Source organism: Microbacterium sp. che218 (genome assembly GCF_040436305.1).
Lineage (GTDB): Bacteria > Actinomycetota > Actinomycetes > Actinomycetales > Microbacteriaceae > Microbacterium > Microbacterium algihabitans.
The window spans coordinates 1,576,676-1,600,598 of record NZ_AP031501.1; the positions used below are offsets into that span (position 1 = coordinate 1,576,676).

The 23,923-nt window shown below is 70.0% G+C and carries 22 protein-coding genes; 6 read left to right on the top strand and 16 right to left on the bottom strand.

Annotation, left to right across the window (positions count from 1 at the left end; all coding sequences use genetic code 11):
- Positions 1 to 2 precede the first annotated feature (2 nt).
- From ABXS86_RS07375 to ABXS86_RS07385, 3 genes are read left to right on the top strand one after another with little or no spacing between them, the layout of a single operon-like run.
- Positions 3 to 983 carry a branched-chain amino acid ABC transporter permease gene (locus tag ABXS86_RS07375; protein WP_251505002.1) on the top strand — a complete coding sequence of 327 codons (981 nt, stop codon included), beginning with the start codon at positions 3 to 5 and terminating at the stop codon, positions 981 to 983.
- Positions 976 to 1,908 (top strand): ABC transporter ATP-binding protein, encoded by a 933-nt coding sequence (locus ABXS86_RS07380; protein WP_144829463.1) that lies wholly within the window; start codon positions 976 to 978, stop codon positions 1,906 to 1,908. The genes ABXS86_RS07375 and ABXS86_RS07380 overlap by 8 nt, the downstream gene beginning before the upstream one ends.
- Positions 1,908 to 2,696, top strand: a complete 789-nt coding sequence (locus tag ABXS86_RS07385; RefSeq protein WP_307209298.1) for an ABC transporter ATP-binding protein — start codon at positions 1,908 to 1,910, stop codon at positions 2,694 to 2,696. Before ABXS86_RS07380 ends, ABXS86_RS07385 begins: the two co-directional genes overlap by 1 nt.
- 671 nt (positions 2,697 to 3,367) lie before the next feature.
- On the opposite strand, the gene ABXS86_RS07390 is transcribed toward ABXS86_RS07385, so the two are convergent.
- The 3 genes from ABXS86_RS07390 to groES form a co-directional block, all read right to left on the bottom strand.
- On the bottom strand, positions 3,368 to 4,654 hold the full coding sequence (locus ABXS86_RS07390) for an ABC transporter substrate-binding protein (protein WP_307209296.1): 1,287 nt from the start codon (positions 4,652 to 4,654) through the stop codon (positions 3,368 to 3,370).
- Between the two features lie 292 nt (positions 4,655 to 4,946).
- Complete coding sequence (gene rarD / locus ABXS86_RS07395; RefSeq protein ID WP_307209293.1) at positions 4,947 to 5,888, bottom strand: EamA family transporter RarD; 942 nt, start codon at positions 5,886 to 5,888, stop codon at positions 4,947 to 4,949.
- 137 nt (positions 5,889 to 6,025) lie between these two features.
- Positions 6,026 to 6,322 carry a co-chaperone GroES gene (groES, locus tag ABXS86_RS07400; protein ID WP_013583903.1) on the bottom strand — a complete coding sequence of 99 codons (297 nt, stop codon included), beginning with the start codon at positions 6,320 to 6,322 and terminating at the stop codon, positions 6,026 to 6,028.
- 132 nt (positions 6,323 to 6,454) lie between these two features.
- Between groES and ABXS86_RS07405 the strand changes: the two genes are divergently transcribed.
- Positions 6,455 to 7,642: a class I SAM-dependent methyltransferase gene (locus ABXS86_RS07405; protein ID WP_353666105.1), complete on the top strand. Its 1,188-nt coding sequence runs from the start codon at positions 6,455 to 6,457 to the stop codon at positions 7,640 to 7,642.
- A 21-nt stretch (positions 7,643 to 7,663) separates the two neighbouring features.
- Here the strand turns inward: ABXS86_RS07405 and ABXS86_RS07410 are convergent, their stop codons facing one another.
- From ABXS86_RS07410 to tsaB, 4 genes are read right to left on the bottom strand one after another with little or no spacing between them, the layout of a single operon-like run.
- Positions 7,664 to 8,065: a hypothetical protein gene (locus tag ABXS86_RS07410; protein ID WP_353666106.1), complete on the bottom strand. Its 402-nt coding sequence runs from the start codon at positions 8,063 to 8,065 to the stop codon at positions 7,664 to 7,666.
- 47 nt (positions 8,066 to 8,112) lie between these two features.
- Entirely contained in the window at positions 8,113 to 9,213 is a 1,101-nt protein-coding gene (gene tsaD / locus ABXS86_RS07415) for a tRNA (adenosine(37)-N6)-threonylcarbamoyltransferase complex transferase subunit TsaD (protein WP_353666107.1), read from the bottom strand.
- Positions 9,213 to 9,740: a ribosomal protein S18-alanine N-acetyltransferase gene (rimI, locus tag ABXS86_RS07420; protein ID WP_353666108.1), complete on the bottom strand. Its 528-nt coding sequence runs from the start codon at positions 9,738 to 9,740 to the stop codon at positions 9,213 to 9,215. The genes tsaD and rimI overlap by 1 nt, the downstream gene beginning before the upstream one ends.
- Positions 9,740 to 10,372, bottom strand: coding sequence for a tRNA (adenosine(37)-N6)-threonylcarbamoyltransferase complex dimerization subunit type 1 TsaB (gene tsaB / locus ABXS86_RS07425; RefSeq protein WP_353666109.1), 633 nt, complete (start codon positions 10,370 to 10,372; stop codon positions 9,740 to 9,742). Before tsaB ends, rimI begins: the two co-directional genes overlap by 1 nt.
- A gap of 64 nt (positions 10,373 to 10,436) precedes the next feature.
- On the opposite strand from tsaB, the gene ABXS86_RS07430 reads away from it, so the two are divergent.
- Positions 10,437 to 11,399, top strand: a complete 963-nt coding sequence (locus tag ABXS86_RS07430) for an alpha/beta fold hydrolase (protein WP_353666110.1) — start codon at positions 10,437 to 10,439, stop codon at positions 11,397 to 11,399.
- Here the strand turns inward: ABXS86_RS07430 and tsaE are convergent.
- The 8 genes from tsaE to coaA form a co-directional block, all read right to left on the bottom strand.
- Complete coding sequence (gene tsaE / locus ABXS86_RS07435; RefSeq protein ID WP_353666111.1) at positions 11,377 to 11,880, bottom strand: tRNA (adenosine(37)-N6)-threonylcarbamoyltransferase complex ATPase subunit type 1 TsaE; 504 nt, start codon at positions 11,878 to 11,880, stop codon at positions 11,377 to 11,379. The two genes, ABXS86_RS07430 and tsaE, sit on opposite strands and share 23 nt — an antisense overlap.
- On the bottom strand, positions 11,877 to 12,992 hold the full coding sequence (gene alr, locus ABXS86_RS07440) for an alanine racemase (RefSeq protein ID WP_353666231.1): 1,116 nt from the start codon (positions 12,990 to 12,992) through the stop codon (positions 11,877 to 11,879). The genes tsaE and alr overlap by 4 nt, the downstream gene beginning before the upstream one ends.
- 2 nt (positions 12,993 to 12,994) lie before the next feature.
- Positions 12,995 to 13,381 (bottom strand): holo-ACP synthase, encoded by a 387-nt coding sequence (locus ABXS86_RS07445; RefSeq protein ID WP_353666112.1) that lies wholly within the window; start codon positions 13,379 to 13,381, stop codon positions 12,995 to 12,997.
- A gap of 74 nt (positions 13,382 to 13,455) precedes the next feature.
- Positions 13,456 to 15,306 (bottom strand): glutamine--fructose-6-phosphate transaminase (isomerizing), encoded by a 1,851-nt coding sequence (gene glmS, locus ABXS86_RS07450; protein WP_353666113.1) that lies wholly within the window; start codon positions 15,304 to 15,306, stop codon positions 13,456 to 13,458.
- A gap of 10 nt (positions 15,307 to 15,316) precedes the next feature.
- Complete coding sequence (locus tag ABXS86_RS07455) at positions 15,317 to 16,339, bottom strand: HTTM domain-containing protein (RefSeq protein WP_307209266.1); 1,023 nt, start codon at positions 16,337 to 16,339, stop codon at positions 15,317 to 15,319.
- On the bottom strand, positions 16,336 to 17,148 hold the full coding sequence (locus tag ABXS86_RS07460; protein WP_307209264.1) for a DUF5819 family protein: 813 nt from the start codon (positions 17,146 to 17,148) through the stop codon (positions 16,336 to 16,338). The genes ABXS86_RS07455 and ABXS86_RS07460 overlap by 4 nt, the downstream gene beginning before the upstream one ends.
- Positions 17,141 to 20,188 carry an LPXTG cell wall anchor domain-containing protein gene (locus ABXS86_RS07465; protein ID WP_353666114.1) on the bottom strand — a complete coding sequence of 1,016 codons (3,048 nt, stop codon included), beginning with the start codon at positions 20,186 to 20,188 and terminating at the stop codon, positions 17,141 to 17,143. Before ABXS86_RS07465 ends, ABXS86_RS07460 begins: the two co-directional genes overlap by 8 nt.
- Positions 20,189 to 20,489: 301 nt before the next feature.
- Positions 20,490 to 21,443: a type I pantothenate kinase gene (gene coaA, locus ABXS86_RS07470; RefSeq protein WP_144829506.1), complete on the bottom strand. Its 954-nt coding sequence runs from the start codon at positions 21,441 to 21,443 to the stop codon at positions 20,490 to 20,492.
- 85 nt (positions 21,444 to 21,528) lie between these two features.
- Between coaA and ABXS86_RS07475 the strand changes: the two genes are divergently transcribed.
- Positions 21,529 to 22,458 carry a Ppx/GppA phosphatase family protein gene (locus tag ABXS86_RS07475; RefSeq protein ID WP_353666115.1) on the top strand — a complete coding sequence of 310 codons (930 nt, stop codon included), beginning with the start codon at positions 21,529 to 21,531 and terminating at the stop codon, positions 22,456 to 22,458.
- A gap of 100 nt (positions 22,459 to 22,558) precedes the next feature.
- Here the strand turns inward: ABXS86_RS07475 and glmM are convergent, their stop codons facing one another.
- Positions 22,559 to 23,914: a phosphoglucosamine mutase gene (gene glmM / locus ABXS86_RS07480; RefSeq protein ID WP_353666116.1), complete on the bottom strand. Its 1,356-nt coding sequence runs from the start codon at positions 23,912 to 23,914 to the stop codon at positions 22,559 to 22,561.
- Between the last annotated feature and the right edge of the window lie 9 nt (positions 23,915 to 23,923).

The window sequence follows — 23,923 nt, forward strand, 5'->3', positions numbered from 1 at the left end:
ACATGGACTGGCTTTCGATCATCAACAACGCCGCGGGCGAGCTCATCAGCCCGACCACCGCGGCCTACGCCCTCGCCGCCATCGGCCTGAGCGTCCACTTCGGCTACGCGGGCCTGCTCAACTTCGGACAGGCCGGCTTCATGGCGGTCGGCGCGTACGCCTTCGCCATCGCGACCCTGTCGTTCTCGGCCCCCGTGTGGCTCGCGATCCTCCTCGCCATCGTCGCCTCGGTGGTGTTCGCCTTCATCCTCGGCATCCCGACGCTGCGACTGCGAGCCGACTACCTCGCCATCGTGACCATCGCCGCGGCGGAGATCGTGCGATACGTGGTCTCGACCGTCGGCCTGACGAACGTCACCGGCGGTTCGCAGGGCCTCAACGGCTACAACCGCGAGTTCCAGGCGATGAACCCGCTCCCGGCGGGCACCTACGGCATCGGGCCGTGGACCTACTCCGCGAACGACTGGTGGGTGCGTCTGTTCGGCTGGCTGCTCGTCATCCTCGCGACGATCCTCGTCTACGTGCTCATGCGCAGCCCCTGGGGCCGCGTGGTCAAGGGCATCCGCGAAGACGAAGACGCCGTGCGCAGCCTCGGCAAGAACGTCTACTCCTACAAGATGCAGGCGCTCGTGCTCGGCGGCGTGATGGGCGGCCTGGCCGGAGTGGTGTTCATCCTCCCCCGCGCGGTACAGCCGGGAAACTACGGAACGGCGCTGACGTTCTTCATCTGGACCGCCCTCCTGCTGGGTGGGGCCGCGACCCTGCTCGGACCCATCGTCGGAGCGATGCTCTTCTGGGTGCTGCTCTCGCTGTCGAACGGCATCATCGTGGGCCTGCGCGACGTCGGCATCCTGGGCTTCATGTCCTCCACCCAGACGGGTCAGGTGCGCTTCATCCTCGTCGGCATCGGTTTGATGCTGCTCGTGATCTTCCGGCCGCAGGGCATCTTCGGCAACAAGAAGGAGCTGTCGTTCAATGTCTGACACGACCGTCACCCACCCGCTCGTCAAGGGCGAGGTCGGACCCGGCTGCGCGAAGGTCGACCCGATCGTCGTCGCCGACAGCGTCACCCGCCAGTTCGGCGGCCTCAAGGCCGTCGACGTCGATCACCTCGAGATCCCGCGCGGTCAGATCACGGCCCTCATCGGTCCCAACGGTGCCGGCAAGACCACGCTGTTCAACCTGCTGACCGGTTTCGACAAGCCCAACACCGGACGCTGGAGCTTCGAGGGGTCGAACCTCGCCGGCGTCGCTGCGTTCAAGGTGTCGCGCAAGGGAATGGTGCGCACCTTCCAGCTCACCAAGTCGCTGGGTCGCCTGTCGGTGCTGCAGAACATGCTTCTCGGAGCCCGCGGGCAGAAGGGCGAGAACATCTTCCGCGCCCTGATCCCCGGCATCTGGAAGTCGCAGGAGACCGAGAACACGGAGCGCGCCGACGATCTGCTGCGCCGCTTCAAGCTCGACGCGAAGCGCGAGGACTTCGCCGCGTCGCTCTCGGGTGGCCAGCGCAAGCTCCTCGAGATGGCGCGGGCGCTCATGAGCGACCCGAAGCTCGTCATGCTCGACGAGCCGATGGCCGGCGTCAACCCGGCCCTCACGCAGAGCCTGCTGGGTCACATCCTCGACCTGAAGAAGGAGGGCATGAGCGTGCTCTTCGTCGAGCACGACATGCACATGGTGCGCCACATCTCCGACTGGGTCATCGTCATGGCCGAGGGCCGCGTCGTGGCCGAGGGACCGCCCGAGACCGTGATGAGTGATCAGGCCGTGATCGACGCCTACCTGGGCGCCCACCACGACACCGACCTCGGTGACATGACCACCTCGCAGCTCGAGACCATTCAGGCCGAAGCCGCCGCCGAGGCGGAGGCGGAGCTCACCGCCGACGAGAAGGACGGGAAGCTCTGATGTCTCAGACCGCCACCGACACGCGCACGCCCGTGCTGCGCACCGACGACCTGGTCGCCGGGTACCTCCCGGGCGTCAACATCCTCAACGGGTGCACCGTCGACGCCTACAAGGGCGACCTGATCGGCATCATCGGCCCCAACGGCGCCGGCAAGTCGACGCTGCTGAAGGCCATCTTCGGCCAGGTCAAGATCCGTTCGGGCTCCGTCCTGCTCAACGGTGACGACATCACCGCGCTCAAGGCCGACAAGCTCGTCGGCAAGGGCGTCGGCATGGTGCCGCAGAACAACAACGTGTTCCCGAGCCTCTCGATCGAGGAGAACCTGCAGATGGGGCTCTTCCAGCGCCCCAAGGTGTTCGCGGAGCGCTTCGAGTTCGTGACCGGCCTGTTCCCCGAGCTGGCCAAGCGTCGCCGTCAGCGTGCGGGCTCGCTCTCGGGTGGCGAGCGGCAGATGGTCGCCATGGGCCGCGCGCTCATGATGGACCCCTCGGTGCTGCTGCTCGACGAGCCGTCCGCCGGCCTCTCCCCCGTGCGTCAGGACGAGACGTTCCTGCGCGTCGCCGAGATCAACCGCGCCGGCGTGACGATCATCATGGTCGAGCAGAACGCCCGCCGCTGCCTGCAGATCTGCCACCGGGCGTACGTGCTCGACCAGGGCAAGGACGCGTACACGGGCGGTGGCCGCGAGCTGCTCAACGACCCCCGCGTCATCGAGCTGTACCTCGGCACCCTGGCGGCCGACGAGGACGCGAAGCGCGACGGCGGCAAGAACCCCCACGCCGAGTAACTCCGGCTCTGCAGTGCCCCGCGGCTCCCGCCGCGGGGCACTCGTGGTTTCCGGGGGCTCCGGCGCGCGCGTGGATCGTGACGAGGGGCGGCTCGGTCCACGTGCGGCGCCGTGGGCTGTGCGCCGGCACGCGCGCTATGAGCTGTCGGGATGGCGTGAGCGGTCCCTGGTGTCCCGGGGACCCGCCCGTTCCGCCTGTGAGGCGCACAGAGCCGCGACGGGCATCCCGGTAGGTCCGCCGCACGCGTTCCCGACCCGCGCGGCGCGCGCACCCGAGCCCCCGCCCCGCCCTCGCCCCGGTCGAGTGTCCGAGAAACGCCGCACCGCGGGCCCGCGTGCGGCGTGTTGCGGGCACTCAACGAGGGGTACGCCTCGCGAGGGTCGAGTCCCGCCTGGGCTGCGTCCCGCCCGGGTCGAGCCCCGCCTGGGTCGAGTCCGGCCTCGGTTGAGAGTCCAGAACACCCGGACGCGCAGGGGCTCCCCTCCGGGTGTTGTGGACACTCAACGGAAGCAGCCAGGCTCCGTGAGCCGAACGCGAACGCCGCCCGGCAACGCGAACACCGCGCCGCCGGCCCGCAACACGAACGCCGCCGCCCGCAACCCGAACACCACCCCGGCAACGCGAAGAGGCCCGGATCCTCGCGGATCCGGGCCTCTCGTACGAACTCAGGTCACTCGTTGAGCGAACCGAACTCCGTGTTCAGCAGGGTGTACTTGTTGTCGGCACCGTACTGGTAGATGCCGATGTACGCCTCGGTCGGGTCACCGTTGCCGTCGAAGGTGATCGGGCCCGAGACACCGTCGTAGTCGATGTCGGTTCCCGCGTTGATCAGCTTGAGGCAGTCGGCGAAGGTGGTGCACTTCTCGCCGTCCTCCGAGACCGACTGCAGGTTGTCGCGGATCGCGGTACCCGAGTCGTCCTTGGCCTGCGCCGCAGCCAGGGCCGCGACGATGACGGCGTCGTACGACTCCGGCGCGTAGCTGAAGTCGGTCAGCGCGGGGTCGACCTCCTTCAGGCGGTCCTGGAAGGTGGTGTCGGCCGGGTTGCCGGGCAGCGTGCCCTTGGCGCCCTGCAGCGTGCCAGCGGGGAACTCGTACGAGTTCGACAGGTTGCCGTCGACGAAGTAGACCTTCGACGCCGGGTAGCCCTGCGTGCTGACGAGCTGCGGGATGATCGACGAGGTCTCCTCGAAGGCGATGACCGCGACGGCGTCGGGCTTGGCCGCGAGCAGCTGGTCGACCTGCGAGGTGAACACGGTGTCACCCGGGTTGTAGGGAACGGCGACCGAGACCTCGCCACCGGCGGCCTCGACGGCCTTGGTCGCGTTGTCCTTCAGGCCGATGCCGTACGGGTCGTTGATGTAGATGATGCCGATGTTGGCGGCACCGTCTCCGGTCATCAGGTTTCCGAGCACACGACCCTGCAGCACGTCGGACGGCGCGGTGCGCCAGTAGTACCCGTCGTCGGCGTAGGTGGTGAAGTCGGGCGAGGTGTTGGCCGGCGAGATCTGCACGACACCCGCGTTGACCAGCTGGTCGACGAAGGTGAAGGACACACCCGACGAAGCTGCACCGATGACGACATCGGCGCCCGCGTCGACGAGCTCGGTGGCCGACTGCGTGGCGATGTCGGTGGTGGTGTCACCCGAGTCACGCTCGGTCAGCTCGGTCTTGAAGGGGAAGTCGCCGCCGGTGGCCTCGATGTCCTTGATGGCGAGCTTGACACCCGCGACCTCGGGCGGGCCGAGGAAGGCGAGGTTGCCCGTGGCGGGCAGGATCGTGCCGACGTGGAACGTGCCGTCGGCGGTCGAGGTTGCCCCGCCGCCGGACGATGCGCTGGGCGCTGCGGCTTCGCTGCCGCCGCCACCAGAGCATCCGGCGAGGACGAGCGCGCTGGCGCCGACCAGGGCGATACCGCCGAGGACCTTCGCGGTGCGCGTACGCGTGAAGACGTTCATAGGGCTCCTTGCTGTGAATGAACGTTCGGCGACCCTTTGGGCCGCCTGGTGTCCCCAAACCTAATCGGCCGCGCATTTTCCGCGTGTTGCCGTTCGTTAACGATGTGGGTCAAAGCGGTCACGGCCGCATAACGGTTGGCATCGCGCGTTGACGGAGCCCCTCATCGCACCTACCCGGCGGGACCGATTACGAAGAAGGAGCCGATTCGAGAAGCGCCATCCCGCAAGGTGCTCACACTCTGGCAGACCTCCGCCGCCGGCGTCTGTAGACCGAACGGGGGACGCGGTGCGCTCAGACGGGTTCGACGACGTCGGCGACCACACGGCGGTTGCGCCGCGACGCGATGACGGAGTCGACGCTGAGCATCGCCAGGGCGATCCACACGAGGGCGAAGCCGATCCACCTCTCGATGGTCATCGGCTCGCCCAGGACCCACACCCCGATCGCGAACTGGATGATGGGAGCCACGAACTGCAGCAGCCCGATCACCGTCAGCGGCACGCGCCGCGCGCCCGAGGCGAACAGCAGCAGGGGGACGGCGGTGACGGCGCCGGCGAGCAGCAGCAGCACGGTATGCAGCACGCCCGCGGTCCCGAGGGTGATGCCCGTGAGGTTCGCCACGAAGAACAGTTGGATCACGGCGACCGGCAACAGCCACATCGACTCGAGGGTCAGCCCGCTGACGGCATCGACCGCCGGTCCGATCTGCTTCTTCACCAGACCGTAGAAACCGAACGAGAACGCCAGCGTCAGGGCGATCCACGGGAAGGCGCCGTAGCCGATGACGATCACCGCGACGGCGACGACGGCCAGACCGATCGCGATCCACGGGATCACGCGCAGCCGCTCGCGCAGCACGATGACCCCCAGCAGCACGGTGACGATCGGGTTGATGAAGTAGCCGAGGCTCGTCTCGATCACGTGCCCGGTCAGCGCCCCGAACAGATACGTCTGCCAGTTGACGTAGATGAGCACGCCGGCGAGCGCGGTGAGGGCCATCAGCCGCGGCTGGCGCACGATCGCGAGGAACGACTTCCAGGTGCGCAGCACCGTGAGCAGCAGGAGGCAGAACACGAACGCCAGGATGATCCGCCACGCGACGACCTCGAACGGGCCGGTGGGAGCGAGCTGCAGGAAGTAGATGGGCAGGACGCCCCAGAGCAGATAGGCGGAGAAGGCGTAGAGCACTCCGCGGTTGCTCCCGCCGGTGGGTGCGGGGGCGGCGGGGGTCACCGATTCAGCCTACGCGGAGCGAGGAGAGGCCGAGTGACGCCGGTGCACTCTTTCCTGCCAGAGGCCCCGGCCAATCCCGGAGACGACGAAGACCCCGGATGCCGTGGCATCCGGGGTCTTCGGAGGATCTCACTCGATCAGCGGACGACGACCGCCAGCACGTCGCGAGCCGAGAGCACGAGGTACTCTTCGGCGCCGAACTTGACCTCGGTGCCGCCGTACTTGCTGTAAAGCACGCGGTCGCCGACGGCGACGTCGAGGGGGACACGGTTGCCGTTGTCGTCGATGCGGCCGGGGCCGACGGCGACGACTTCGCCCTCCTGCGGCTTCTCCTTGGCGGTGTCGGGGATGACGAGACCACTCGCGGTGGTCTGCTCAGCCTCGACCTGCTTGATGACGATGCGGTCCTCGAGCGGCTTGATGGAAACCGACACGGTCTACCTCTTCTTTCTCGTTACAGAAGACTTGTCAGCACTCACGCGGGGAGAGTGCTAATCCGAGTGTAGAGAAGCGCTGGCACTCACGCAACGCGAGTGCCAACACGGCCGCCCGCCTAGGCTGAATCGGTGGACACCAGCGAGCTGACCGCCCTGCTCACGCCCGAGGGCTTGCGCCTCCTCGACGCGACCGGACCGATCGCCTCGACCGACGACGCCGCCCGCGCGGTGTCGCGCCTGCGCGCAGCGGGCCACTCCCACGACCTCGTCTCGGCGGTGGTCGGGCAGGCGCGGCTGCGGGTCAAGGCGGCGACGAAGTTCGGCCCGTTCGCCGAACGCATGCTCTTCACCCGCGCAGGCCTCGAGCAGGCGACGCGCCTGTCGATCGCGGCCCGTCACGCCGGCCGGTTCCGTGCCGCGGGGGTGGCGCGCGTGGCCGATCTCGGCTGCGGGATCGGCGGCGACGCCCTCGGGATGGCGGGTATCGGCATCCGCGTGCACGCCGTCGACGCCGACGAGGTCACCGCGGCCATCGCGGCGTACAACCTCGCGCCGTTCGGCGATGCGGCCTCTGTCACCCACGCGCGCGCCGAAGACGTCGACCTCAACGGGACGGATGCCGTGTGGCTCGACCCCGCGCGACGCACGGCGGGGCATTCCGAGACGCGGCAGGTGTCGGCCGCCGAGTGGTCGCCCTCTCTCGAGTGGGTGTTCGAGCTGCTGAAGGCGAAGCCGGGCGGAGTGAAGCTCGGGCCCGGCTTCGACCGCGCCCAGATCCCCGACGACCTCGAGGCGCAGTGGATCAGCGCCGATGGCTCGACGATCGAGCTCGTGCTCTGGTCGGGCTCCCTCGCCCGAGAAGGCGTCCGGCGCGCCGCCCTCGTCGTGCGCGGGAACGACGCGTGGGAGCTCACGGCGCCCGCCGACAGTCCCGACGTCGAGGTTCGCGAGCTCGGTGCCTTCGTGCACGAACCCGACGGCGCCGTCATCCGCGCGCGTCTCATCGGCGAGGTCGCCCGAGCGCTGGATGCCGGCATGCTAGCGCCCGGCATCGCCTATCTCACCTCCGATGCAGCGCTGACGAGTCCGTTCGTGTCGTCGTTCCGCGTGCGGGAGCAGCTGCCGGCCGACCCCAAGAAGCTCGCGCAGGCGCTTCGCTCGCGGGGCATCGGCACCCTCGAGATCAAGAAGCGCGGCGTCGACGTCGACCCCGCGGTGCTGCGCAAGAAGCTGTCGCTGCGTGGAGACGAGTCGGCGACGCTGATCCTCACCCGCGTGGGTTCGAAGCGCCTCGCCCTGCTGGCCGACCGGGTGTGACCTCGGACCCGCTGGGGAGCGTCAGACCACGGCGAGCTGCGAGAAGCCCCAGATCAGCCATCCGGCGCTGAACACGATCGACAGCAGCGAGAGGCACAGCGACCAGACCCCCACCCGGGTGCTGTCGTGGGGCCGACGCAGGGAGACGATCGACAGGATCACCGCGACGGCACCCAGCGGCAGCAGCCAGCCGGTGAAGAACGAGGCGACGAGCGCGAGGATCGCCGCTGCGAGCGCCCCCGGCGCGAGCGACCGAGGGGTCGGCGGCGCGGGCGGCACGTACGGGATCAGGTGATCGCCGAAAGCGGCCATCTCGAGTTGGGCGGTCGGCAGTCGCTCGGGGTCGTCGCCCGCCGGGGCGGCAGCAGACCTCGACGCCTGCGCGGCGAGACGGGCGGCGTCCGACGGGTCGAGAGAGGGCACGGGCGGCGCGTCCTTGCGGGCGCGTCGTGTGGGCGGTGTGGGTTCGCTCACGGGGCACTGCCCGAGGGGACCATCGGAGCCACGGCATCCGGATCTTCGTCGACCTGGATCTCGGTCACCGGGAGCGTCGAGTCGGCCCCGAAGGCGAGCGTCGAGGGGCGGCGACCCGACGAGATGAGCTCGGCGGCGAGCGCCGCGATCATCGCACCGTTGTCGGTGCACAGCCGCAGGGGCGGAATGCGCACCGCGACGCCCGCGGCCGCCGCCCGCTCGAGGGCGACGTCGCGCAGGCGCTTGTTGGCGATCACTCCCCCGCCCAGCAGCAGACGCGGCACCTCGAATCGCGCGCACGCGTCGAGAGCCTTCGTGACGAGCACGTCGACGACGGCCTCGCGGAACGACGCCGCCACATCCGACACGGGCACCGGCTGACCGGCAGCCTCGTGCTGCTCGACCCACCGGGCGACGGCGGTCTTGAGCCCCGAGAACGAGAAGTCGTAGCGGTGCGCGGCCATGTCGGAGGCCCGCGAGAGGCCCCGGGGGAAGCGAATCGCCGTGGGGTCGCCGTCGGCGGCCGCCCGATCGATCTCGGGTCCGCCGGGGTAAGGCAGCTTCAGCAGCCGGGCGACCTTGTCGAAGGCCTCGCCCGCCGCGTCGTCCATCGTCTCGCCGAGCAGTTCGACGTCGCTGGTGAGATCGCGAACGAGCAGCAGCGAGGTGTGACCCCCGCTCACCAGCAGCGCGACGGTGGGGTATTCGAGCTCGCCCGCGTCGGCGTCGAGGATGTCGGCGGCGATGTGACCGACCAGGTGGTTGACCGCGTACAGCGGCTTGTCGAGCGCGACCGCGAGGCCCTTCGCCGCTCCGACGCCGACCATCAGCGCGCCGGCGAGACCGGGGCCGCTGGTCACGGCCACGGCGTCGAGATCGGCCAGGGTCACGCCGGCCTCGGCGAGCGCGGCGTCGATCGAGGGCTGCAGCGCCTCGAGATGGGCGCGCGCGGCGACCTCGGGCACGACGCCGCCGTAGCGAGCGTGCTCGTCCATGCTCGACGCGATGGTGTTGCTGAGCAGCTGTCGACCGCGCACGATCCCGATGCCGGTCTCGTCGCAGCTGGTCTCGATGCCGAGTACGAGGGGCGCGTCCATCAGCACCATCCCTTTCCGCTGGTGGTGGTGGGGGTCTCGGAGATCCCGGATGCCGGGTCCCCCGCACGCCGCGCGTTCCAGCCCCGCAGGTCGAGCTGCATCACGATCGCGTCGACGTCGTCGGGCTGGTAGTACCGAGGTCGTCGTCCGACCTCGACGAAGCCCTCGGAGAGATACAGTTTCTGCGCGACCGGGTTGTCGGCTCGCACCTCGAGGAACACGTCGTGCACCTCGCGCCGCGCGGCTTCGTCGAGCAGGGCGGCGAGAAGGGCACGGCCGCGCCCTTTACCCCGCGCGGTCTCGGAGATCGTGATGGTCTGGATGTCGGCATCCCGAGCCCCGCGCACCGCGCGCAGGCCCGCGTAGCCGACGAGACTCCCGGCTTCTTCGACGACCACGTACCAGCCGTGCGGCGAGGCCAGCTCTTCGCGCATCATGGCCGGGCTCCAGGCGTCGGTCGGGAACGACGCGTGCTCGAGCGCCATGATCGCGTCGAGGTCGGCGGCGGTCGCCACCCGCATCGACATCAGCTGACCCGCTTCGGCGCGTGGGCGGCGACGACGTCGGGGCTGCGCAGGTACAGAGGCTCGGGGCCGGCGAGCGTGCGATCGGCGTCGAGAGCGCGCGCTGCGGCGAGCGCGATCATCGCGGCCGACACGCTCGTGGCGTCGTAGCGGCGTGCGCCGTGCTCCTCGAGGCGCGCGTCGAGGTCGTCGCGGGGGCTCAGGGCCGCCTCGGTCACGCGCACGGGCAGTCCGTCGTCGTCGAGCCCGTCGTAGACGCTGTAGGCGAATTCTCTGCGGCGGGCGTCGGTCACGACGGCGAAGCGGCCCGTCTCGGTGCCGGTCACGGCGTCGGAAAGCAGCACGCCGAGCGCGACGCCGTCGTGGCTGGGTACGGCCAAGAGCGGCACACCGCGACCGAGCGCATAGACCCGCGCCGTGGCGATGCCGGCGCGGAGCCCGGTGAACGGCCCCGGTCCCATGCCGATCGCGACATGCGTCGGCGCGGGAGCTGCGGTGGTGGCGCGCCGCAGCAGGTCGCCGATCACCTCGGCGTGCCCGAGGGGGTTGGCGCTCTGCTCGTCGGCGAAGATCTCGCCGTCGCGAGCGATGGCCGCGACAGCGGTGCCGAGCGAGGTGTCGATGCCGATGATCACGGTTCCAGGGTAGTCGGCGCCTCCGACACGTCATCCGGGACCGCCTCCGCTCCGAAGAAGGGGCATGGATGCCACCGACCTCGGCCTGCGCCGCATCGTCGTGCCCACGGGGGTGGGGCCGATCGTCGTGCGCGCGGGTCGGGCATCGGGGAGCCCCGTCGCCACGATCCTCCTGCACGGGGCCGCGGGGTCGTGGCGCACGTGGGTGCCGCTCATCGCGGCCTCCGACGCCCTGCGCCTGCCGCTGTCCGACATCGTGGCGATCGACCTCCCCGGCTGGGGCGAGACGCCGGGCCCGGTCCCCGACCCCGCCGACCTCGCGGTCGCGGTCGCCGCCGTCGCCCGGGCGCTCGGCTACCCGCGCTGGCGCATCGTCGGCCACTCCCTCGGCGGTGTGATCGCCCTCGACGTCGCCGCACGCTTCCCGAACGACACCGTCGCGGTCGGTGTGGTCTCACCGAGCGGCGCCGGAGCACGTGCCGTCGGCAGACGCCCGATCGCGAAGGCGGCGCGATTGCCGTGGCTCGCGGGGATGGTTCTGGCCATGCGCATCCTGCGTGCGCTCGGGCCGCTGTCTGCTCCGCTGCTGCGGGTCCTGCGCCGCACAGGTGTGCTGCACCGTCTGGCGCGGCCCCTCTTCCGGCATCCGGACGGGGTCGAGCGGGCGGTGACCGACGCCCTCGCCACGGAGATCCGTCCGACGGCGTTCCTCGCCGCGATGAAGGCGTCGCGCACGCACGACGACGGCGTCTGGCGACGCATCCTCTGCCCCGTGCGCTCGGTCCGGGGCGAGCACGACGTCTTCGTCTCCGCCCGCGACGCGCACGATTGGGCGCGTCTCATGCGCGACTACGACGACCGCGTGCTCGCCGACAGCGGCCACTTCGCCCACGTCGAGCAGCCGGTCGAGACCCTGCGCGCCCTCCGCGAGGTGTGGGCGGCGCATCGCGCGCCCGCCCGCGGTACCGGCGGCCGACAGCGGCCCACCGCACAGACGCGTCTTTTCAGGGACGACGCGAGATCGTGACCGTCCGCGGGGCGTCGGCGTCGAGCTCCACGGTGTGCACCGCGATCTCACCGCAGGCGTTGTCGACGCCGCGACCGCCGACCTGACGCGAGATCTCGATCTCCCACCATCGGTCGGCCAGGTATTCGGCGACCCCGCGCCCCCACTCGACGATGACGGCGGATCCGGCCACGTCGATGTCGAGGTCGTCGAGCTCGACGGCGGCCCCGAGCCGGTACGCGTCGACGTGCACCAGCGGAGTCCCCCCGACCAGCGAAGGGTGCGTGCGTGCGATCACGAACGTCGGGCTCTGGACGGGACCCCGGATGCCGAGGCCCTCGCCGATCCCCCGGGTCAAGGTCGTCTTGCCCGCCCCGAGCGGGCCGGTGAGCACCACGACGTCGCCGGGCTCGAGGGCGCGACCGATCACGCGGCCGAGTTCCTCCATGTCGCCGGGGGCGTCGATGACGCGCTCGCCCAGCAGGTCGTCCGGAATGCTCATGCCCCGCCCTCCCGTCGCGGTACGCGCGCCCCCACCCGCGTGACGATCTCGTAGTCGATGGTGGCGGCGGCCTCCGCCCACTCGCGCGCCGAGGGCACGCCCAGGGTCGGGTCCCCGAAGAGCACGACCTCGTCGCCCACGGCCACCGGGTGATCGCCGACGTCGACGATGAACTGGTCCATCGCGATGCGACCCGCCACGGTGAACCGGCGACCGTCGATCGTCACCGGGCCCCGACCCGAGGCCTGCCGCGGCACGCCGTCTGCGTACCCGAGGGGCACGAGCGCGAGGGTGGTGTCGGTCGTCGTGCGGTAGTCGTAGCCGTACGAGACCCCGGTTCCGGCGGGCACGCGGCGCACGGCCGCGACGGCGCCGCGCAAGGTCATCGCGGGGCGCAGGCCCAGATCGGCGGGCGTGCGGTCGTCGAACGGCGAGACGCCGTAGATGCCGATGCCGATGCGCACGCAGCCCAGCCGCGCCTCGGGAAGGGCGATCGCCGCGTTCGTCGCGGCGATGTGGCGCAGCGGAGGGTTCAGTCCGACGCCCGCGGCGAGCACGACGCCCTCCTCGAACTTGGCCAGCGCCGCCCGATCGTCGTCGATGCTCGTGTTCGACAGGTGGGAGAACAGCCCCACCACCCGCAGGCGACCGATCCGCTCCAGACGCGCGGCCTCCGAGAACACCTGCCGCCAGTCCGCCGGTGCGATGCCGTTGCGCGAGAGCCCGGTCTCGATCTTGAGGTGGACGGCGGCGGGACGCTCGCCCTGGGCCGCCGCCGCCGCCCTCAGCAGCTGGTCGAGGTCGGAGATGCCGAGCTCGACCTCGTGTCGCACGGCCTCGACGAACGACCCCCCGGGCGCGTGCAGCCAGGCGAAAAGCGGGGCGCGGATGCCGGCGCGACGCAGCGCCAGGGCCTCGTCGATGTCGGAGACGCCGATTCGGGTCGCCCCTCCCCGCAACGCCGCCTGCGCCGCGCGGAGCGCACCGTGGCCGTAGCCGTCGGCTTTGACCACGGCGATGATCTCGGAGCCGGTCAGCCGACGCAGGTGCCGGACGTTCTCGGTGATCGCGTCGACGTCGATGAGCGCTTCGCGCAGCACCCCGGATGCCATGCTCACGCGGTGTCCTCTCGGGTGGGTTCGGATCCGGATGCCGCCTCGGCGACCACGTAGGCCGTCGCGAGCCCGGCATCGTGCGACATCGACAGGTGCACCGCGGTGATGCCGCGTGCGGCGATGGTCGCCGCGGTCTCTCCGCTGAGCGCGAAGACGGGGCGACCCGACGGCTCCGACGTGACCTCGATGTCGGTCCAGTGCACGCCGTCCGACCCACCGAGGGCCTTGATGAGCGCTTCTTTCGCGGCGTACCGGGCGGCCAGCGACCGCGGCTTGAGCACGCGCTCCGCGGGGGCGAACAGACGCGGCAGCAGGCGCGGGGTGCGAGCGAGGTGCTCCTCGAACCGCGGAACGTCGACCAGGTCGACGCCGATTCCGACGATCATGGGCCCTCCCCTCACGGCATCCGTTCCATTCTGCCGGTGCCGACGGGCACCCGAGGCCCCGAAGACGACGAGACTTACTCGACCGTCACCGACTTCGCCAGGTTGCGCGGCTGGTCGACGTCGAGGCCCTTCGCCTCGGCGAGACCCATCGCGAAGATGTGCAGCGGCACCACGGCCAGCAGCGGCTCGAAGAGCGGGGCCGCGAGCGGGATGCGCAGCACCTCATCGGCGGCGGGCAGCACGGCCACGTCGCCCTCCTCGGCGATCGCGATGACGCGGGCACCGCGGGCGCGGATCTCCTCGATGTTCGAGACGACCTTCTTGTGCATCTCGCCCGACCCGCGCGGGCTCGGGACGACGACGAACACGGGCTGGCCGGGCTCGATCAGCGCGATGGGACCGTGCTTGAGCTCGCCGGCGGCGAAGCCCTCGGCGTGGATGTACGCCAGCTCCTTGAGCTTCAGCGCGCCCTCGAGAGCGATCGGGTAACCGACGTTGCGGCCCAGGAACAGCACCGAACGGGTGTCGGCCATCCAGTGCGCGAGCTGCTCGATGCGCGACTGCTCGGTCTCGAGCACACGGGCGATCTTGCCGGGCACGGCCTCGAGCTCGGTCACGGCCTCGACGGCCACGACGGGGTCGATGGCGCCGCGCACGCGGCCCACGTGCAGCGCCAGCAGGTACAGGGCGGTGATCTGCGCGACGAAGGCCTTGGTGGAGGCCACGGCGACCTCGGGACCGGCGTGGGTGTACACGATGGCATCCGACTCGCGCGGGATCGTGGCGCCCTGGGTGTTGCAGATCGACAGCGTCTTCGCGCCGCGCGAACGGGCGTACTTCACGGCCATCAGGGTGTCCATCGTCTCGCCCGACTGGCTGATCGACACGACGAGGGTACGCGCGGACAGCACGGGGTCGCGGTAGCGGAACTCGTGCGCCAGCTCGACGTCGACGGGAACGCGCGTCCACGTCTCGAGCGCGTACTTGCCGACCATGCCGGCGTAGGCGGCGGTGCCGCACGCGATGACGAGGATGCGGTCGATGTCGGCGAGGAACTCGTCCATGCCGTCGAGCTCGGGGATCTCGACCTGACCCTCGTGAATCCGACCGCGCAGGGTGTTGGCGACGGCCTCGGGCTCCTCCGAGACCTCCTTGGCCATGAACGACGACCAGCCGCCCTTCTCGGCGGCGGAGGCGTCCCAGGTGACCTCGAACGGCTCGACCTCGACGGGCGCGCCCGAGAAGTCGGTGACCTCGACGCCCTCGGGCGTGATCGCGACGATCTCGTCCTGACCGATGGCCAGCGCATTGCGCGTGTGCTCGACGAAGGCAGCGACGTCGGAGCCGAGGAAGTTCTCGCCCTCGCCGAGTCCGATCACCAGCGGGGAGTTGCGGCGCGCACCGACGACGAGGCCGGGGTGGTCCTTGTGCATCGCGAGAAGCGTGTACGCGCCCTCGAGGCGCGACACCACGGCGCGGAACGCCGCGACGAGGTCACCCGTGCGGGCGTACTCACGGCCGATCATGACCGCGGCGACCTCGGTGTCGGTCTCGCTGCGGAAGGCGAAGCCCTCTCCGACGAGCTCGCTCTTGAGTTCGGCGAAGTTCTCGATGATGCCGTTGTGGATGACGGCGAGCTTGTCGTCGTCGGCCAGGTGCGGGTGCGCGTTGGCGTCGGTCGGCCCGCCGTGCGTCGCCCACCGCGTGTGGCCGATTCCGGTGGTGCCGTCGGGCATGGGCGACGACGCCAGGTCGTCGCGCAGCACCGCCAGCTTGCCCGCGCGCTTGCGCATGTCGAGCTGACCGTCGCCGTCGATCACGGCGATACCCGCGGAGTCGTAGCCCCGGTATTCCAGTCGCGACAGCCCCGCGATGAGAATGTCCTGGCTCTGCCGAGGACCCACGTAACCGATGATTCCGCACATGGGGTCGAGTCTACGTGGCAGGCCGGAGTGAACCCCTCCGCAGTGAGGCGAGGCGCGCGCCCAGTCGCATCCACGACCCGTCTCTGACCAGGAGCAGGTCGAGGGCGATCATCATGAGCGAGAACGGCCACAGCCCCAGCAGGATCGCGATGCCCAGGTGCATCCCGGTGATGAGGAACACCGCGGCGTACCGCGTGGGCTTCCAGAGGATCATCAGCGGGAACAGCATCTGCACCCACAGCGCGAGCCACGTGGCCAGCGCGACCATGGGCGCGGACTGCCAGGCCAGCTGACTGAGCGCGGGGAGCACGTGGAACTGCTCGATGCTCAAGGCGTAGTAGATCGCCGTTCCGTTCAACCACTCCTCGCCCTGGAACTTCAGCACGCTCGAGACGAAGTACACGAGCAGGATCTGGAAGACGCAGAGGATCAGCACGGTGTTGTGCAGCCACGCCCCGAGCCAGGTCGGCACCCACGCCGGTCGCCGCCGCGCCCAGAACGAGAGACGGGCGCCGCGGCGGTGGCGCAGCCACGCATCGACCGAGAAATGCCGGCTGAGGTCGGCGAACACCACGAACAGCAGCACGATGCGCATGAGCGTGTCGCCGCCGTTGCCGAGCAGCGTCGTGTTCGTCGACAGGCCGACCCACAACACCATCAGCACGGGGGTGACCCAGCGGGTCTTGAAGCCGGCGACGAACACCACCGCGAGCACGATGAGCAGGTGGAAGCAGATCTCGAAGACCACGGCGTTGTCCTTGGGGAAGAACACGCGCAGCGGTTCCCACCATCCCCGTCGGCTCGCCTCGGGCTCCACCCACCAGGCGCCCGCTCCCCACAGGTACTGCCGATCGGCGTAGCTGGGCACCAGCACGATGAGCATCGACAGCCCCATCAGGATGCGCAGGATCGAGAAGCCGATCGTGGCGTGCGGCCGGTGCATGAGCCACGCCACGAACCGCGGCCACAGCGCCGAGGGCCGAAGCCTCTCGCGCAGCGGTTGCGGGCGGGCGACGGATGCCGTTGTGTTCATCGTCCCGTGTACCTCTCGACGACCTCGTCGTAGATGGCTTGGACCTCGTCGGTCGGCGCCGCGGCCGGCTGACGCCAGCCGAATGTGATGTAGGACAACTCCGTCTGCCGCTCCTGATCGAAACGGTGGAGGAAATCGTTCGGTCGATCCGACTCGATACGCCACCGAACGCGCTCGACCGGCCGGTCGAAGTACGCGGTGCCGAAGGCCGAGGCGAAACGAACGAGCATGTAGTCGTAGCGCAGGTAGCTCACCGCGGCGGCCCGACTGCCCTCGAGGCCGTCGAGCTGGGTGAGCAGGTCTCCGGCGTCCACGGGCTCGAAGGCGCCGTCACCGAGCCCCCGGATGAAGGTGTCCCGCACCCGATCCCGCTGCTGCGGGCTCAGCGCCTGGTACCGCGTGAACATCGCCTGGGTCGCGTTGAACGAGTTCTTCGAGATGCGAGACGGCATCGGGATGCCACGGGCCGATGTGAACTCGATGTCGGTCACGTCGACCCAGTCGCTGTGGACGAGTTCGTTGCCGTCGCGCCACTGCACCTGGATCTGGAGGTTGCGATTGACCTTCATGATGTTCGGCGCGAAGACGTTCCAGCGCTGTGAGAACCAGGGCGAGAACACTTCACTCACGACCGGGCGAGTCGGAGACGTCGGGACGGTGAACGACCCGGCGACGAAGGCGTATCCGGCGACGATGGCGAGGGTCGCGGCGGCGGCGACCGCCGCGACCCTCGTCGACCGCCCGGTGGAGGGACGCCCCTCCGCAACCCCCGCGTCAGGGGCGCCCTCCACCGTGGTCGTCTTACTCACCGGCGTTCGTCCTCCGGTTCTCGCGGCGACGGATGCTCCAGAGCCCGGCACCGAAGAGCAGCAGGAGAGCTGCTCCACCGAGAGCCAGAGGTGCGTTCACCTCGGCACCGGTCTGCGGGAGACCGCCCTGGATGCCGTCTCCGCCACCGTCCCCGCTGGGGCCGGCGTTCGCGGGATCGACGACCAGGAAGGCCGTGTTCTCGCGGTCCTGCGGCAGGTCGCCCGTGACCGATCCGCGAATCTCGACGCGGTGTGCGCCGAGCTCGAAGTCCGGTCCGACGGCGAACGACATGCGCGCCATGCCGGAGGCATCGACCGTGACCGGGGTCAGGTCGAACGGGGTCGAGAACACCGTCGCGAAGACCGTCTCACCGGGCTGGAAGCCCGAGACCACGATGTTCTGACGGGCGTCCGTCCCGCGGACCACCACACCGTTCACCGCGTCGGCTCGGGCTCCCGCTGTCGGGTCCCCGTCCGTCGCGTCGCCATCGGCGGCGTCGGTCGCGTCAGCGGCGTCGACCGCGTCAGCGGCGTCGACCGCGTCAGCGGCGTCGGTCGCGTCTGCGTCGACCATGTCGGCGTCGGCGTCGGCGTCTGCGACGTCGGCGTCAGCCACATCCGCGTCAGCCACATCGGCGTCAACCGCGTCCGCGTCAGCCACGTCAGCGTCAACCGCGTCCGCGTCAGCCACGTCAGCGTCAGCGACATCCGCGTCAGCGACATCCGCGTCGACCATGTCGGCGTCTGCGACGTCGGCGTCAGCCACATCGGCGTCAGCGACATCCGCGTCAACCATGTCGGCGTCCACCATGTCCGCGTCTGCGACGTCGGCGTCAGCAACGTCCGCGTCAGCGACGTCGGCGTCAGCGACGTCGGCGTCAGCAACGTCCGCGTCAGCAACGTCCGCGTCAGCAACGTCGGTGTCGGCTCCGTCGGCGTCGATGTCGAGCACGTCGGCGTCGGCATCGAGGATGTCGATGTCGAGAGCGTCCGCGTCGATCACGTCGAGGTCCAGACCGTCGGCGTCACCGTCGATGTCGAGCACGTCGGCGTCAGCGTCGAGCACGTCGGCGTCGGCGTCGATGTCGAGCGCGTCCAGCACATCGGTCACGTCGATGTCGAGCACGTCCAGCGCGTCGGTGTCAGCGGCATCCGCGTCGACCACGTCTGCGGTGTCGGCTCCGTCGGCGTCGATGTCGAGCACGTCGGCGTCGGCATCGAGGATGTCGATGTCGAGAGCGTCCGCGTCGATCACGTCGAGGTCCAGACCGTCGGCGTCACCGTCGATGTCGAGCACGTCGGCGTCAGCGTCGAGCACGTCGGCGTCGGCGTCGATGTCGAGCGCGTCCAGCACATCGGTCACGTCGATGTCGAGCACGTCGGCGTCGGCATCGAGGATGTCGATGTCGAGAGCGTCCGCGTCGATCACGTCGAGGTCCAGACCGTCGGCGTCACCGTCGATGTCGAGCACGTCGGCGTCAGCGTCGAGCACGTCGGCGTCGGCGTCGATGTCGAGCGCGTCCAGCACATCGGTCACGTCGATGTCGAGCACGTCCAGCGCGTCGGTGTCAGCGGCATCCGCGTCGGCGACGTCGGAGGCGTCCACCGTGTCGGCGTCGATGTCGAGCACGTCGGCATCCGCGTCGAGCACGTCGAGCACGTCCACCGCATCGAGCACGTCGGTCACATCCAGCACGTCGGCATCCGCGTCCAGCACATCGGCGTCGATGTCGAGCGCGTCGAGCACGTCGGTCACGTCGATGTCGAGCACGTCCAGCACGTCGAGACCGTCCGCGTCCACGACGTCGAGCACGTCGAGAACGTCAGCCGCGTCGGCGTCCGCTCCGTCGGCGTCGATGTCCAGCACGTCGGCATCCGCGTCCAGGATGTCGATGTCCAGCGCATCCGCGTCGAGCAGATCGATGTCCAGACCCTCGGCGTCACCGTCGATGTCCAGCACGTCCGCGTCCGCGTCCAGCAGGTCGAGAGTGCCGTCGATGTCGAGAGCGTCGAGCAGGTCGGTCACGTCCAGGTCGAGCACGTCCAGAGCGTCGGCGTCAGCGGCATCCGCATCGGCAACGTCGGAGGCGTCCACCGTGTCGGCGTCGATGTCCAGCACGTCGGCATCCGCGTCGAGCACGTCGAGCACGTCCACCGCGTCGAGCACGTCGGTCACGTCCAGCACGTCGGCATCGGCGTCGAGCAGATCGAGGTCTGCGTCGAGGTCGAGGGCGTCGAGCACATCGGTCACGTCGATGTCGAGGATGTCCAGCGCGTCGGCGGCATCCGCGTCGAGCACCTCGGTCGCGTCGACCACGTCGAGCACCTCGGTCGCGTCGACCACGTCAGCGGCGTCGAGCACCTCGGCCGCGTCGACGACGTCGGTTCCGTCGGCGTCGATGTCGAGCACGTCAGCGTCCGCGTCGAGGATGTCGATGTCCAACGCGTCCGCGTCGATCAGGTCGATGTCCAGACCCTCGGCGTCACCGTCGATGTCCAGCACGTCCGCGTCCGCGTCCAGCAGGTCGAGAGTGCCGTCGATGTCGAGGGCGTCCAGTACATCGGTCACGTCGATGTCGAGCACATCGAGCGCCTCCGCGTCGGCTGCGTCGGCGTCGGCCACATCCGCGGCGTCGACGGTATCGGCGTCGATGTCGAGCACGTCGGCATCCGCGTCGAAGGCGTCGACGACGTCCAGGTCGAGCTGGTCGACGACGTCGGTGACGTCGAGCACGTCGGCGTCGGCGTCGAGCAGATCGAGATCCGCGTCGAGATCGAGGGCGTCGAGCACGTCCGCGACGTCGATGTCGAGCGTCGTGTCGACGGCGTCGGCCAGATCGAGCGCGTCGACCATGTCCGTGACGTCGAGGTCGAGCGTCCCGTCGAGCAGGTCGAGCACCCCGAGCTGGATGGGCGCCGGGGCGCTCACCGTCGGAGCGGCCTGCGCGGCCGTGACCCCGCCGAACAGGCTGAGCGATCCCGCACCCACCGCTGCGGCGACCTTGATCGCGGCTCGTCCGGTGCGACTGCCCGTCCACACCCGACCGTTCTCCGTCGACCCGCTGCCGGGACCGGAACCCCGGTCCCTCCATCTCACGCGAAACATGTGACTCCCCCTTCGGTACGCCGGCGCCGCCGTCGGCGCAGGTCACGGCATCCCGCAAAAGAGAGCCGTGCAGTCACGCTAGGTCGGCTGTGAGGAGTCTGTGAACGACCTGTGGTACCGGTTTGAATGCGGGGCCGCGGCCAGTAGGTATACCGAGCGACCGCCGACGGTACCGCGCGGATCCGTCGCCGATTACCGGCCCTTCACGGGGACGGACGGTTCCGGATGCCGTGGCTCAGAGCTTGCGCAGCAGCACCGACTCGACGGTGTGGTCGGCGCCCTTCTGCAGCACGAGCTTCGCGCGATGCCGCGTCGGCAGCACGTTCTCCTCGAGGTTGGGGAGGTTGATCTCGCGCCAGTAACCGAGTGCGCGCTCGACCGCTTCTTCGTCGCTGATGTCGGCGAACACGCGGAAGAACGACGTCGGGTTCGTGAAGGCGTTGTCGCGCAGAGCGAGGAACCGGTCGACGTACCAGCGCTCGATGTGGGCGGCGTCGGCGTCGACGTAGATCGAGAAGTCGAACAGGTCGCTGACGGCGACCTCGTTCGGCGAGGGCGGCGGCTGCAGGACGTTCAAGCCCTCGACGATCACCACATCGGGACGGTGCACGCTCACGTGCGCGTCGGGCATGATGTCGTACCGCACGTGCGAGTAGAAGGGGGCGCGGGCCTCTTCGGCGCCCGACTTGACCTCGCTGAGGAACTCCACGAGCGCCCGCCGGTCGTACGACTCGGGGAAGCCTTTGCGGTCCATGAGGCCTCGCCGTTCGAGCTCGGCGTTGGGGTAGAGGAAGCCGTCGGTGGTGACCAGCTCCACGCGCGGCGTATCGGGCCATCGACTCATGAGCTCGCGCAGCAGACGCGCGATGGTCGATTTGCCCACCGCCACCGACCCGGCGACGCCGATGACGAAGGGGGTCGTGGCATCCGGCTCGCCGAGGAACTGGCTCGTGTCGACGCCGAGCCGGCGCGTCGCGCGGGCGTAGAGGCTCAACAGGCGACTGAGCGGCAGGTACACCTCCGCGACCTCGCGGGGGTCGAGCCGGTCGCCGATTCCGCGCAGCTGCACGATCTCGTTCTCGGTCAGCGGTTGTTCGAGTCCCCCGGCCATGCGGGCCCAGTCCTCACGGTCGATCTGACGGTAGGGGCTCAGCGACGGTGCGGGAGCGGCTGTCTCGGCGGCGGACACCCGCCCATGCTACCGGCGCGGCCGCGCGGACCCTCGAGCGCCCCGCGGCCGGAGGTCAGCGGCATCCGCCCACTACGCTCGGACCGTGCGCCTGGGAGTCCTCGACATCGGCTCGAACACCGTTCACCTGCTCGTCGCCAATGCGCGGGCGGGGGGCCGACCGACCGCGACCTCGTCGCATCGATCGGTCCTGCGCCTGATGCGCTACGTGCAGCCCGACGGTTCGATCTCGCCCGAGGGGGTGAGGGGATTGGTGGATGCCGTGACCGCCGCCCGCGAGAGGGCGCGCGCCGAGGGGGTCGACGAGTTGCTCGCCACCGCGACCTCGGCGGTGCGGGAGGCCACGAACGGCGACGACGTGATCGCCCTGATCGAAGAGGCCCTCGGCCAGCCGCTGCAGGTTCTCGGCGGCGAGACCGAGGCGCGGTTCACCTACCTCGCTGTGCGCCGCTGGTTCGGCTGGTCGGCGGGACAGATCCTGCTGTTCGACATCGGAGGCGGGTCGCTCGAGATCGCCGGTGGGGCCGACGAGCTGCCCGACCTCGCCGAATCGGTGCCACTGGGCGCCGGGCGATCGACCGTGCGGTTCCTCCCCCACGACCCGCCCAGCGACGACGAGATCGACGCGCTGCGCCAGCACGCGGCATCCGTCCTCGCCCCCGTCGCCGAGCGCTTCGCCGCGCTCCCCCGCCCGGATCACGTGATCGGCTCGTCCAAGGCGATCCGTTCGTTGGCGAAGCTCGCCGGGTACCCCGTGCCGGGGTGGTCGGGCATCGATCGCATGGTGCTTCCGCGCAAAGAGCTCAAGGACTGGATTCCGCGCCTCGCCCGTATCCCCGCCGACGCCCGCGAGGCGCTGCCGGGCATCACGGCCGATCGCACGTTCCAGATCGTGGCGGCGGCGGTCGTCGTCGAGCGGGCCATGAAGGCGATGGACGTCGATGAGCTCGAGGTCTCACCGTGGGCTCTGCGCGAGGGCGTCCTGCTGCGCTACATCGAGTCACTCGAGTACTGAGACGACGAAGGCTCAGGACCTCCGACGCACGGAGGTCCCTGAGCCTGTCGAAGGTCCCTGAGCCTGTCGAAGGTCCCTGAGCCTGTCGAAGGGACGGGCTCTAGAGCGCCAGCCGCTCCCGCACCACGTCGGCGAGCCGATCGGCGTGCAGGCGAGCGGTGTGCTCGTCAGCGGCTTCGACCATCACGCGCACGAGCTGCTCGGTGCCCGACGCGCGCAGCAGCACGCGTCCGGAGTCGCCGAGTTCCGCGGTCGAGGCCGCAACGGCCTGCTGCACCTGCTCGTCGCTCACCCCGTCGCGGTCGACGCCGCGCACGTTGACGAGCACCTGCGGGTAGACGGTCATGATCGAGGCGAGCTCGGCGAGGGTCTTCCCCTGCCGCGCCATCTCCGCCACGAGGTGGAGTCCCGTGAGCAATCCGTCACCGGTCGTGGCGAACTCGCTCATGATCACGTGCCCCGACTGCTCGCCGCCGAGGGAGTAACCGCCCTCGTTCATGGCCTCGAGCACGTAGCGGTCGCCGACCCCGGTCTGCAGCACACGGATGCCGTGGTCCTGCATCGCGCGATGGAGTCCGAGGTTGCTCATCACGGTGGCGACCAACGTGTCGTCGACGAGGGCGCCGCGGTCTTTCATCGCGACCGCGAGGATCGCCATGATCTGGTCGCCGTCGACGATGTTGCCCTCGGCGTCCACGGCGAGGCAGCGGTCCGCGTCTCCGTCGTGCGCGATGCCGAGGTCGGCACCGAGGCGCACGACGGTCTCGGCGAGCACGTCGAGGTGGGTCGAGCCCACACCGTCGTTGATGTTCAGTCCGTCAGGGTCGGCGCCGATCACGGTGACCTGGGCGCCGGCGTCCTTGAAGGTCTCGGGCGAGACACCGGCGGCGGCTCCGTGCGCGCAGTCGAGCACGACGTGGATGCCGTCGAGTCGGTGCGGGAGCGAGCCGAGGAGGTGCAGGACGTAGCGGTCCTCCGCGTCGGCGAAGCGGCGGATGCGTCCCACGCCTGCGCCGGTGGGCTGCAGTCGTTCGCCTTCGAGGGCGCTTTCGATGCGTTGCTCGACGACGTCGGGCAGCTTCGTGCCGCCGCGCGCGAAGATCTTGATGCCGTTGTCGGGTGCGGGGTTGTGCGACGCCGAGACCATCACGCCGAAGTCGGCGTCGTGGTCGGCGATCAGGAAGGCGGTCGCGGGAGTGGGGATGACCCCGGCGTCGAGCACGTCGACGCCCGACGACGCCAGTCCCGCGGCGACCGCGGCCGAGAGGAACTCCCCCGACACGCGAGGGTCGCGCGCGACGACGGCCGTGAGTCGACGACCCTCGGCTTTGCGCGCCTCCGCGGAACGACCCTGGCCCAGGACGACAGCAGTCGCCTGGGCCAGGTGCAGCGCGAGTTCGGCGGTGAGGAGGCCGTTGGCCAGCCCCCGCACCCCGTCCGTGCCGAAAAGAGGCATACGGAGCGT

Coding starts and splice junctions, on each gene's coding strand:
- ABXS86_RS07375 (WP_251505002.1), top strand. CDS start 3: ATGGACTGGCTTTCGATCATCAACAACGCCGCGGGCGAGCTCATCAGC.
- ABXS86_RS07380 (WP_144829463.1), top strand. CDS start 976: ATGTCTGACACGACCGTCACCCACCCGCTCGTCAAGGGCGAGGTCGGA.
- ABXS86_RS07385 (WP_307209298.1), top strand. CDS start 1,908: ATGTCTCAGACCGCCACCGACACGCGCACGCCCGTGCTGCGCACCGAC.
- ABXS86_RS07390 (WP_307209296.1), bottom strand. CDS start 4,654: ATGAACGTCTTCACGCGTACGCGCACCGCGAAGGTCCTCGGCGGTATC.
- tsaD (WP_353666107.1), bottom strand. CDS start 9,213: ATGGACGCGCCCCTCGTACTCGGCATCGAGACCAGCTGCGACGAGACC.
- rimI (WP_353666108.1), bottom strand. CDS start 9,740: ATGTCGATGCGGGTGGCGACCGCCGCCGACCTCGACGCGATCATGGCG.
- ABXS86_RS07430 (WP_353666110.1), top strand. CDS start 10,437: ATGGATGCCACCGACCTCGGCCTGCGCCGCATCGTCGTGCCCACGGGG.
- tsaE (WP_353666111.1), bottom strand. CDS start 11,880: ATGAGCATTCCGGACGACCTGCTGGGCGAGCGCGTCATCGACGCCCCC.
- alr (WP_353666231.1), bottom strand. CDS start 12,992: ATGGCATCCGGGGTGCTGCGCGAAGCGCTCATCGACGTCGACGCGATC.
- ABXS86_RS07445 (WP_353666112.1), bottom strand. CDS start 13,381: ATGATCGTCGGAATCGGCGTCGACCTGGTCGACGTTCCGCGGTTCGAG.
- glmS (WP_353666113.1), bottom strand. CDS start 15,306: ATGTGCGGAATCATCGGTTACGTGGGTCCTCGGCAGAGCCAGGACATT.
- ABXS86_RS07455 (WP_307209266.1), bottom strand. CDS start 16,339: ATGAACACAACGGCATCCGTCGCCCGCCCGCAACCGCTGCGCGAGAGG.
- glmM (WP_353666116.1), bottom strand. CDS start 23,914: ATGCCTCTTTTCGGCACGGACGGGGTGCGGGGGCTGGCCAACGGCCTC.